At 73.7% G+C, this 9,731-nt stretch carries 9 protein-coding genes; 3 read left to right on the plus strand and 6 right to left on the minus strand.

All coding sequences use genetic code 11. From position 1 onward, the window contains the following. On the minus strand, positions 1–932 hold a 932-nt coding region (locus tag CKO13_RS08035; RefSeq protein WP_200259216.1), incomplete at its 3' end, for a rhomboid family intramembrane serine protease. Positions 933–1,250: 318 nt separating this feature from the next. On the opposite strand from CKO13_RS08035, the gene CKO13_RS08040 reads away from it, so the two are divergent. After that, complete coding sequence (locus CKO13_RS08040; RefSeq protein WP_200259218.1) at positions 1,251–2,543, plus strand: NAD(P)/FAD-dependent oxidoreductase; 1,293 nt, start codon at positions 1,251–1,253, stop codon at positions 2,541–2,543. A gap of 33 nt (positions 2,544–2,576) precedes the next feature. Here CKO13_RS08040 and CKO13_RS08045 read toward each other — a convergent pair whose 3' ends face one another. Next, positions 2,577–3,245 (minus strand): phosphoribosyltransferase family protein, encoded by a 669-nt coding sequence (locus tag CKO13_RS08045; protein ID WP_200259220.1) that lies wholly within the window; start codon positions 3,243–3,245, stop codon positions 2,577–2,579. Between the two features lie 128 nt (positions 3,246–3,373). On the opposite strand from CKO13_RS08045, the gene CKO13_RS08050 reads away from it, so the two are divergent. After that, positions 3,374–4,438, plus strand: a complete 1,065-nt coding sequence (locus CKO13_RS08050; RefSeq protein ID WP_200259222.1) for a hypothetical protein — start codon at positions 3,374–3,376, stop codon at positions 4,436–4,438. Here the strand turns inward: CKO13_RS08050 and CKO13_RS08055 are convergent. From CKO13_RS08055 to CKO13_RS08065, 3 genes are all read right to left on the minus strand, one after another. Next, positions 4,410–5,387, minus strand: a complete 978-nt coding sequence (locus CKO13_RS08055; protein ID WP_200259225.1) for a ribose-phosphate diphosphokinase — start codon at positions 5,385–5,387, stop codon at positions 4,410–4,412. The two genes, CKO13_RS08050 and CKO13_RS08055, sit on opposite strands and share 29 nt — an antisense overlap. 52 nt (positions 5,388–5,439) lie before the next feature. Next, a complete protein-coding gene (locus tag CKO13_RS08060; protein WP_338034608.1) occupies positions 5,440–6,774 on the minus strand; it encodes a glutamate--cysteine ligase in 1,335 nt (444 codons plus the stop codon). Positions 6,775–6,904: 130 nt separating this feature from the next. Next, positions 6,905–8,431 (minus strand): AAA family ATPase, encoded by a 1,527-nt coding sequence (locus CKO13_RS08065; protein WP_200259231.1) that lies wholly within the window; start codon positions 8,429–8,431, stop codon positions 6,905–6,907. A 67-nt stretch (positions 8,432–8,498) separates the two neighbouring features. Here CKO13_RS08065 and hisI point away from each other — a divergent pair, with 67 nt between their 5' ends. Then, entirely contained in the window at positions 8,499–8,927 is a 429-nt protein-coding gene (hisI, locus tag CKO13_RS08070) for a phosphoribosyl-AMP cyclohydrolase (RefSeq protein WP_200259234.1), read from the plus strand. Here the strand turns inward: hisI and CKO13_RS08075 are convergent. Further along, on the minus strand, positions 8,915–9,721 hold the full coding sequence (locus CKO13_RS08075; protein ID WP_200259237.1) for a metal ABC transporter permease: 807 nt from the start codon (positions 9,719–9,721) through the stop codon (positions 8,915–8,917). The genes hisI and CKO13_RS08075 overlap by 13 nt on opposite strands. Positions 9,722–9,731: the final 10 nt, after the last annotated feature.

Here is a 9,731-nt window from a genome sequence, read left to right on the forward strand (position 1 = left end):
CCGGGGTTGGGGCGCTCGATCAGGCCGTCCCGGAGGCTGATGGGGATCTCGCCGAGCTTGTCGAGATCCGAGGTGATCGCGGCGTGGCGGACCTCGCTGCCCGCCGGCAGCAGGGCGTTGGCCCGGCGCTCCACCGCCCGGGAGCGGTTGCGCAGCTCGCCGATCACCGCGTAGTCGCGGTCCTCCACCAGGGCGCGGCCGCGGCGCTCGCCGGCCTCGGCCAGCGCCTCGTAGGGGTCGTCGTAGCGCTCGAGCAGCCCGTCGATCTCCGCGATCAGGGCGCGCGCGCGGTGGTAGCGCTCGGGGATCTGGCCGTTCTCGAAGTCCTGGATCACCGCCCGGCGGAAGTTCTCGTACCAGCGCGCCGTGCGCTCGGCGCCGGCGTCCACCGCCGGGATGGCCAGCTCGGTCGGCGGGCCGCCGAGGCGCTGGTAGATGGCGCTGACGTGGGAGCGGCAGCGCTCGCCGCAGCCGGGGCGCAGGGGGTCGTTGACCTGCACCCGCAGGTTCTCGAGGGCCCGCTCCAGCGCCTGGCGCCCGCGGCGCACCTCGGCGACCGCCGGCGAGGCCTGCAGGGCGCGGCGGGTCTCGACGAGGTCGCTGCGGAAGGTCGCGAACTGCTCGGTGACCACCCGCTCGGCCAGGTCGTCGGCCATGAAGTTGGTGTAGAGGAAGTTGTAGTTGCTCGCCCCGCTGAAGGCGGCGACGACGGCGAAGAAGAGCAGCGGCTTGGTGAGGCTGCGCCCCTCCAGGCGGAAGCGGCGCAGGAGCATGTCCGTGCCGAAGAGCAGGATCCCGAGCAGCACGGCGAAGAGGCCGGCGAGCTCCTGCAGGTGGCTGTAGTAGCCGAAGTAGGAGAGGTAGACGCTGATCCCCACGCAGATCGCGGTGGCGGCGACGTAGAGCAGGGTGTAGAGGCTGCGGCCGCCCATAGGCTCACCCCCGTGCCGCTGCGCCCTTCCGGGCATTCTCTTCTATCTTAGCCTACTCCTTGCGGAGTGGGGCTGAGGGGGGCGGAACCGCTCACCGGGGGCGGCGCGACGTCGCAGCCCCGCCCGGCGCGAGGGGGCGCCGGCGGCGGGGCGCCGATGAGCCCGCCGCGGGGCAGGCGGCGCGGTCGATAACCTTTTCTCATGCTCCTTGACGATACCGCTGGCAGAGGGCAAAGCTTGAGGCAATTGCTATTGATCAAAGAGCGCCCCGGGAGGGCCCGCCCGCAACCGGGCCCTCCCCCAACAAGGAGGTCCACCATGGCCCACATCGTGATCCTCGGTGCCGGACTCGGCGGCTTCCCCGCCAGCTACGAGATGCGGGCAGCCCTGGGCAAAGAGCACGACATCACCCTGGTCAACGCCACGGAGCACTACCAGTTCGTGCCCTCCAACCCGTGGCTGGCCGTCGGCTGGCGCAAGCGCGAGGACATCACCCTGCCCATCCGCAAGTACGTCGAGAAGCGGGGCATCCACTTCATCGCGCAGCCGGTGGAGCAGATCGAGGCGGACAAGAGCACGCTGCACCTGGCCAACGGCGAGCAGGTCACCTACGACTACCTGGTGATCACCACCGGCCCCAAGCTCAACTTCGACGCCATCGAGGGCTTCGGCCCCCACGGCGGCCACACCCAGTCGATCTGCACCGTCGAGCACGCCGAGCAGGCCTACGAGGCGTACCAGCGGCTCCTCGAGAACCCCGGCCCGGTGGTCATCGGCGCGGCCCAGGGGGTCAGCTGCTTCGGCCCGGCCTACGAGTTCGCCGGCGTCCTCCACCACGACCTGGCCAAGCGCAAGCTCCGCGACCGCGTCCCCATCACCTTCGTCACCAGCGAGCCCTACGTCGGCCACCTCGGCCTCGGCGGCGTCGGCGACTCCAAGGGCATGCTCGAGCACGAGCTGCGCCAGCGCCACATCAACTGGATGACCAACACCTCGGTGACCAAGGTCGAGGACGGGGTCATGCACGTCGCCGAGCACGACGACGAGGGCGCGGTGAAGAAGGAGCACGAGCTGCCCTTCCACTTCTCCATGATGATGCCCTCCTTCCTGGGCGTGGACGCGGTCGCCGCGGTCCCCGACCTGTGCAACCCCAAGGGGCTCGTCAAGGTGGACGAGTACCAGCGCAGCCCGGCGTACTCGAACATCTTCGCCGCCGGGGTGGACCTGGCCATCCCGCCTGTGGAGAGCACGCCGGTGCCCACGGGGGCGCCCAAGACGGGCTACATGATCGAGTCCATGGTCACGGCCATCGTCCACAACATCCGCGCCGAGCTCACCGGCGGCACCCCCGACGCCCAGGGCACCTGGAACGCCCTGTGCCTAGCCGACTTCGGCGATACCGGCGCCGCCTTCCTGGCCATGCCGCAGATCCCGCCGCGCAACGTCTCCTGGTTCAAGAAGGGCAAGTGGGTCCACTGGGCCAAGATCGCCTACGAGAAGTACTTCCTGCGCAAGCTGCGCCGCGGCTCCAGCGAGCCCTTCTACGAGAAGTACACCCTCAAGCTGCTGGGCGTGAACCGGCTCAAGGAGAGGGTCGAGCGCACCGGCTAGCGCCGCCCCGCCGGGCGGGCGCCCGCCCGGCGCTCACCCCTCCCCCGCCGGCGGGCCGGGGGCCTCCACGGGGGCCTCGGCGAGGTACGCGACGACCTGCTCGTCGGTGAGCTGCTCGAAGCGCCGGTAGTAGAGGCTGATGGCGTGGAAGGGGGCCGGCGTGGCCAGGCAGACGACCTCGTCGGCCTCCTGCGCCATCGCCTCGACCGTCTCCGGCGGGGCCACCGGCGTCGCCAGCACCAGCCACCGCGGCCGGGCGCCGCGCAGGGCGCGCAGGGCGACCCGGGCCGTGGCGCCGGTGGCGATGCCGTCGTCGACGAGGATGGCCGTCCGGCCCGTGGCGCTGACCCGCTCACGGCCCTCGAGGTAGCGCGCCCGGCGCCGCTCCAGCTCCGCCAGCTCGCGGCGCTTGACCGCCTCCAGCTCGCCGTCGCTCACGCCGGCGAAGCGCCAGACGCGGTCGTTGATGTACACCGCCGGCGGCTCCCCCTCCGCCACCGCCCCCAGGGCGAGCTCCGGCTGGTAGGGGAGCCCGAGCTTGCGCACCAGGACCAGGTCGAGGGGCGCCTGCAGCGCCCGGGCCACCTCGAGGGCCACGGGCACCCCGCCGCGGGGCAGCGCGTAGACGGCGGGGCGCTCGTAGCCCGCCGCCGCCAGCCGCGCGCCCAGTCTCTGCCCCGCCTCGATCCGGTCGCTGAACACGGTCGCTCGCCCTCCTCGCGCAAGGCGCCGCCCGCTGGGTTGGCCAGGGGCCGCCGATGCCTCTATAGGTTACCTATAGCCGATGGTCGGCTCGCTCGATACCGCCCGCACGAGGCAGCGGAGGGGAGATGGGACGTCAGCCGCCGCAGCGCCCGCCGGAGACCGCGGGGAGCGGGGTCACGCTCGCCGAGAAGGTGGCCTTCCTCGCCCGCCGCGACACCTACCCCGCGGCCACGGGGCCGGTAGTGGCCCACGAGACGCACATGTCCTGGGTCTTCCTGGCCGGGGAGCGCGCCTACAAGCTCAAGAAGCCGATCCGCAACGCCTTCTGGGACCGGCGCCCGCTGGCGGTCCGGGCCTTCCTCTGCCGCGAGGAGCTCCGGCTCAACCGGCGCCTCGCCCCCGAGGTCTACCTCGGCCTGCTCGAGCTGCGGGCGGACGCGGCGGGCCGGCTGAGCCTCGACGGCGACGGGCGGACGGTGGACCACCTGGTGGTCATGCAGCGCCTGGCCCCGGAGCAGATGCTCGACGCCGCCGTCGCGGGCGGCACGGTGACCGCCGCGCAGGTGGCGGGGGTCGCCGAGCGGCTCGGCGCCTTCTACCGCGGCCGGCCGCCGGCGCGGCGCTCGGCGGCCGCCTACCGGGCGCAGTTCGCCCGGGAGCACGAGCGCAACCGCGCGGTGCTCGAGGACCCGCGCTTCGACCTGCCGCGGCGGACGGTGGCCACCGTCCTCGGCCACCTCGACGAGGCCATCGCGGACCCGACGGGCCGGCTGGGGGCGCGGGCCCGGCAGGGGTGGGTGGTGGACGGCCACGGCGACCTGCGCCCGGGCCACGTCTGCCTGCGCGAGCCGCCGGTGGTCATCGACTGCCTGGAGTTCAGCCGCTCCCTGCGCCTGGTGGACCCCTTCGACGAGCTGGCCTTCCTCGGCATGGAGTGCGAGCAGCTGGGCGCCCCGTGGATCGGGGCGGCCCTCGTGGGGCGCTGCGCCGAGGCCCTCGGCGAGCGGCCGCCGGAGCCGCTGCTGGCCTTCTACACCGCCTACCGCGCCTGCCTGCGCGCCCGGCTGAGCCTCGCCCACCTGCTCGACGCTGAGCCCCGGGAGCCGGAGCGCTGGCAGCCGCTGGCCCGCCGCTACCTGGCGCTCGCCGAGGCCGCCTGCGCTAGGCTGGCCCCCCGAGGAGATCGGTGAGCGAGCCGCCCTCGTGGACCCGCCGGATCGCCTCGGCGAACAGCGGCGCCGCGCTGACTACATCCACGTGCTCACGGACCACCGCCGGCGCCAGGCGGCTCGGCGGCACCGTGTCGGTGACCGCCACCTTGGCCAGGCGCGGGTCGCGGACCGCCTCGGCCGCCTCGCCGACGAACAGGCCGTGGGCCGCCAGGGCGTAGACGGCCCGTGCCCCCCGCTCCCGGCAGGCCTGCGCCGCACGGACCACGGTACCGCCGGTGCTGATCAGGTCGTCCACCACCAGCGCCGTGGCCCCGGCCACCTCGCCGACCAGCGCGGAGCCGGTGACCACCCCGGCGCTGCGGCGCTTCTCCACGAAGGCCATCCCGATATCCTGGCCCCAGCGCGCCTGGAGCGTCTCCTGGAGCCCCTGGGCGCGCTTGACGCCCCCCGGGTCCGGCGAGACCACGGCCACCGGGCCGTCGGCGGCGTAGGCCCGGGCGTGGCGGGCGAAGAGGCGCCGGGTGTCCAGGGCGTAGGCGCGGCCGCGGTGGGCGTTCTGGAAGGCGGCGGGGTTGTGGACCTCCAGGGCCATGACGCCGTCGGCGCCCACGGCCTCGAGGAGCGCGGCCACGTAGCGCGTCGTCACCGGGTCCCGGCGCTTGGTCCGCCGGTCCTTGCGCGCGTAGGCCAGGTACGGGGTGACGGCGGTGACCCGCCGGGCGCCGGCGTCGCGCACGGCGCCGAGGAAGAACAGCAGCCGGCAGAGCCGCTCGTTGACCCCCTGCCCCGGTCCGCCGTCCAGCCCCTGGAGGACGAAGACGTCGTGGCCGCGCACGCTGACCAGGGGGCGGGCCTTGTGCTCGCCGTCCTCGAAGTCGCGCTCCTCGTGCGCGGCGAGCGGGGTGCCGAGGGCGAGGGCCACGCGCTCGCCGAAGGGGCGGCTGGCGCTCAGGGCGAAGAGCCTCATACCCCGACTATAGGAGAGCGGGGCGCCCCCGGCCCGCTCAGCGCCCTAGGGCTCAGTAGGCGTACTCCGAGAAGATCGGCGCCAGCGAGCCGTTCCAGCGGCCGCGGTAGAGCTCGAGGAGCTCCTCGGCCGGCGTCCGGCCGGTCTCGACGATCTCCCAGAGCCGGTCCAGGTGGCGGCGCTCGTCGGCGCCGTCGCCGTCGAGGCGGGCGCGCCGGCGCAGCCCGTCGGCGGCGATCTGGAGCACCTCGCGGGCGAGCGCCCCGACGGTGGTGCCGCGGAAGGGCGTCTGCAGCGCGGTGCGCGGGACCTCGTGGCGCAGGGCCAGGATCTCGTCGACGCGCCAGTCGCGGGTCAGCGCCTCGGCGGCCGACAGGGCGGCGTCGTCGTAGAGCAGCCCCGTCCACAGCGACGGCAGGGCGCAGAGCCCGCGCCAGGGGCCGCCGTCGGCGCCGCGCATCTCCAGGAACTGCTTCAGGCGCACCTCGGGGAAGAGGGTGCTCAGGTGGTCGTCCCAGTCGCTGAGGGTGGGCCGCTCGCCGGGCAGCTGCGGCAGGCGCCCGGCCAGGAAGTCGCGGAAGGACTCGCCGGCGCAGTCGATGTAGCGCCCGTCGCGGTAGACGAAGTACATGGGCACGTCGAGGACGTACTCGACGTAGCGCTCGAAGCCCATGCCCGGCTCGAAGACGAAGGGGAGCATGCCGCAGCGGTCCGGGTCGGTGTCCTCCCAGACCCGGCTGCGGTAGCTGAGGTAGCCGTTGGGCCGGCCGTCGGTGAACGGCGAGTTGGCGAACAGCGCCGTGGCGATGGGCTGCAGCGCCTGGCCGACCCGGAACTTGCGGACCATGTCCGCCTCGCTCGCGTAGTCGAGGTTCACCTGCACCGTGCAGGTGCGCAGCATCATGTCCAGCCCCAGGGTGCCGACGCGCTCCATGTACCGGCGCATCACGGCGTAGCGCGCCTTGGGCATCCACGGCATCTGCTCCCGGGTCCAGATCGGGTGGAAGCCGAAGCCGGTCATCCCCACCTGCAGCTCGCGGCAGAGGGTGTCCATCTGCCGGAGGTGGTCGCGGACCTCGACGCAGGTCTCGTGGAGGCTCTCCAGCGGCGCGCCGGAGAGCTCCAGCTGCCCGCCCGGCTCCAGGGTGATGGAGGCGCCGCCCTCGCGCTTGAGGGCGATGATCTGGCCGTCCTCGCGCACCGGCTCCCAGCTGAAGCGCGTCAGCCCCTCGAGGAAGGCGCCGATCCCGCGGGGCCCCTCGTAGGGCACGGGGGCGGAGTCCTCCAGGCGGTGGACGAACTTCTCGTGCTCGGTGCCGATCCGCCACTGCTCCGGGGGACGGCAGCCGCGCTCGAGGTGCTCGGCGAGCTGGCGCACCTCGGTCACGGGCTCTCCCCCTTGCCTCGGGACTCCAGACATATCGCTCCTCACTCGGCTGGGGTTGGGCGGCGGGCGCCCTGCCCGGGGCCTGCGCCGGCCACCGCCGAGCCGGCGCCCCCGCTAAAGGGCGAGTATCTTACCGATCCACGTCGACGGTTTCGACGAAGGCGGCCTCCTCCTCGGTGGGCGGCTCGGCGCTGCGCAGCTGCGCGTCGAGCACCGCCTCGTCGGCCTCGGAGGGGTCGCGCCCCTTGGCGGCGCGGCTGCGCAGGCGCTGGCGCAGCGTCTGCTCGTCGGCGCGCACGTGGAGGATGCGGAAGCGGCAGCCGACCTCCTCGGCGAGGGCGCGGAAGGGGCGGCGGCGCTCGGCCTCGAGGAAGGAGGCGTCCACCACCGCCGAGTAGCCGGCGGCCAGCGCCGTGCGCGCCTGCTCGAGGAGCCGGCGGTAGGTCTGCTGCGTGGCCTCGGCGGTGTACAGCCCGGCGCCGACCTCGGAGCCGGAGCGCGCCAGGGGGTCGAGGCCGAAGAGGCGCTTGCGCTCGACGTCCGAGCGCAGGCGCACGAAGCCGCGCTCGCCGACCAGCCGCCGGGCGCGGGTGCTCTTGCCCGAGCCCGAGAGGCCGTAGGTGATCACCAGCTCCGGCGTCGCCGGCTCGGTGTAGGAGCGCGCCAGGCGCACGTGCTCCTGCATCTCCTCGCGCGGCGCCGGCCCCCCGCCCTGCTCGGCCTCGAAGGCGTTGATCTTCGCCCGCACCAGGGCGCGGTAGGCCGCGTAGAAGGGCAGCACCTCGAGGGCCGTGTAGTCGCCGCTGAGCTCCAGGTAGCGGTTGAGGAAGTGGTGGCGCAGCTTCGAGGCGCCGTGGAAGTCGAGGTCCATGACCGTGAAGGCGATCTCGTTGGCGGTGTCGATCCAGCGCAGCGCCGGGTCGAACTCGATGCCGTCGAAGATCAGCACATCGCCCTCGTGCCAGGCGACATTCCCCAGGTGCAGGTCGCCGTGGCACTCGCGCACCATGCCGGCCTCCCGGCGGCGCTCCAGCGCCCCCTCCAGGCGCTGGAGCTGCGCCTCGCTCCAGCGCTCCAGGGCGCGCAGCTCGGCGCGGATGCCGCTGGCGGCGCCGAGCTGCGCCAGCTGGGTGAAGTTGCCGCGCACCGGCGCGGCCACGGCCTCGGGCCGGCCGTACTCGCTCGCCGCCGGGGCGGCCGGGATCCGGCCGTGGAACCGGGCCACGGCCTCGGCGAGCTTGTGGATGGCCCCCCTCGGCAGCCGGCCCTCGCGGAGCAGCCGGTCCATCAGCTCGCCCTCGGGGAAGCGGCGCATGAGCACGGCGTGCTCGATCGCCGGGCCGTCGCCGTCGATCTGCGGCGCCGCCGCCGAGCCGGTGATCGCCGCCCGGCGCAGGTAGATCTCCGGGGCCAGGCGGCCGTTGAGCCGGATCTCCTCGTCGCAGTAGTGGCGCCGGCGCTCCAGGCCGGTGAAGTCGAGGAAGCCCAGGTCCACAGGCTTCTTGAGCTTGACGACGTACGCGCCGGCGAGCAGGACGGTGGAGATGTGGGTCTCGATGCGCTCGACCGACTCCACCGGCCACGGATAGCGAGCGGGATCCGCCAGCGCCCGGGCGAGCTCGTGGTGGCGCTCCAGGGTATCGATCGGCTCGGTCACTGCTGATTAACCCTCGCAGGCGAAGACAGACTAGGCGTTGAACGGTGCAATCCCTATAGTACCCCTGATGATAGAGCGTAACGAGACCGCAGCCGTCGGCGAGGGCCTGCCCTGGGCGGAGCTGCTCGAGCGGCTGCCCTTCAACGAGGCCGGCCTGCTGCCGGCCATCGCGCAGCAGCACGACACCGGCGAGGTCCTCATGCTCGCCTGGGTCAGCCGCGAGGCCCTCGAGGAGACCGTGGCCACCGGCCGGGCGTGCTACTACTCGCGCTCGCGGGGCAAGCTCTGGCGCAAGGGGGAGTCCTCGGGGCAGGTCCAGCGGCTGGTGGAGCTGCGCCTCGACTGCGACGGCGACACCGTCCTGCTGCGCGTCGACCAGCAGGGGCCGGCGTGCCATACCGGCCGGCGCAGCTGCTTCTACAACGCCCTGCGCGGCGAGCGCGTGGTCGTCGCCGAGGCCCCCGAGATCGACCCGCAGGCCCTCTACGGCCGGTAGGCCCGGGGCAGCAGCGTCGTCGCCGTAAAGAGCAGGGCCGCGGCCACCACGATCGACGGGCCGGCGGGCAGGTCCCAGCGGAAGGCGCCGGCCAGGCCGCCGAGCACCGCCAGGCCGCCGATGAGCGCCGCCACGGCGGCCATCTGCTCCGGGGTGCGGGCGAAGGCGCGGGCCGCCGCCGCCGGGATGATCAGCATCGAGGTCACCAGCAGGATGCCGATGATCTGCATGGCCAGGGCGATGGTCAGCGCCACCAGCCCCATGAAGGCCAGCTGCACCGCCAGCGTGCGCACCCCCTCGACCCGGGCGAGCTCCTCGTGGAGGGTCGCCGAGAGCAGCGGCCGCCAGACGGCGAGCAGCCCGCCCAGGACCACGGCCCCGCCGCCGAAGATCCAGTAGAGGTCCGCGGTGCCGACCGCCAGGATGTCGCCGAAGAGGTAGCCCATCAGGTCCACGCGCAGCCCCTCGGTGAAGGCGATGGCCACCAGCCCCAGCGACAGCGAGCTGTGGGCGAGGATGCCGAGGACCGTGTCGCTGGCCAGCCCCTGGCGGTGGCGCACGGCGACGAGCAGCACGGCCACCGCGGCGCAGACCAGCAGGATCCCGAGGTTGAGGTTGATGCCGAGCAGGAAGCCCAGGGCGATGCCGAGCAGCGCCGAGTGCGAGAGGGTGTCGCCGAAGTAGGCCATCCGCCGCCAGACCACGAAGCTGCCCAGGGGGCCGGTCACCAGCGCCACGCCCAGGCCGGCGGCCAGGGCGCGCAGGAAGAAGGGGTCGAGCAGCAGCTCAGCCACGCCCCCTCCC

It is taken from the genome of Halorhodospira neutriphila, assembly GCF_016584055.1.
Lineage (GTDB): Bacteria > Pseudomonadota > Gammaproteobacteria > Nitrococcales > Halorhodospiraceae > Halorhodospira > Halorhodospira neutriphila.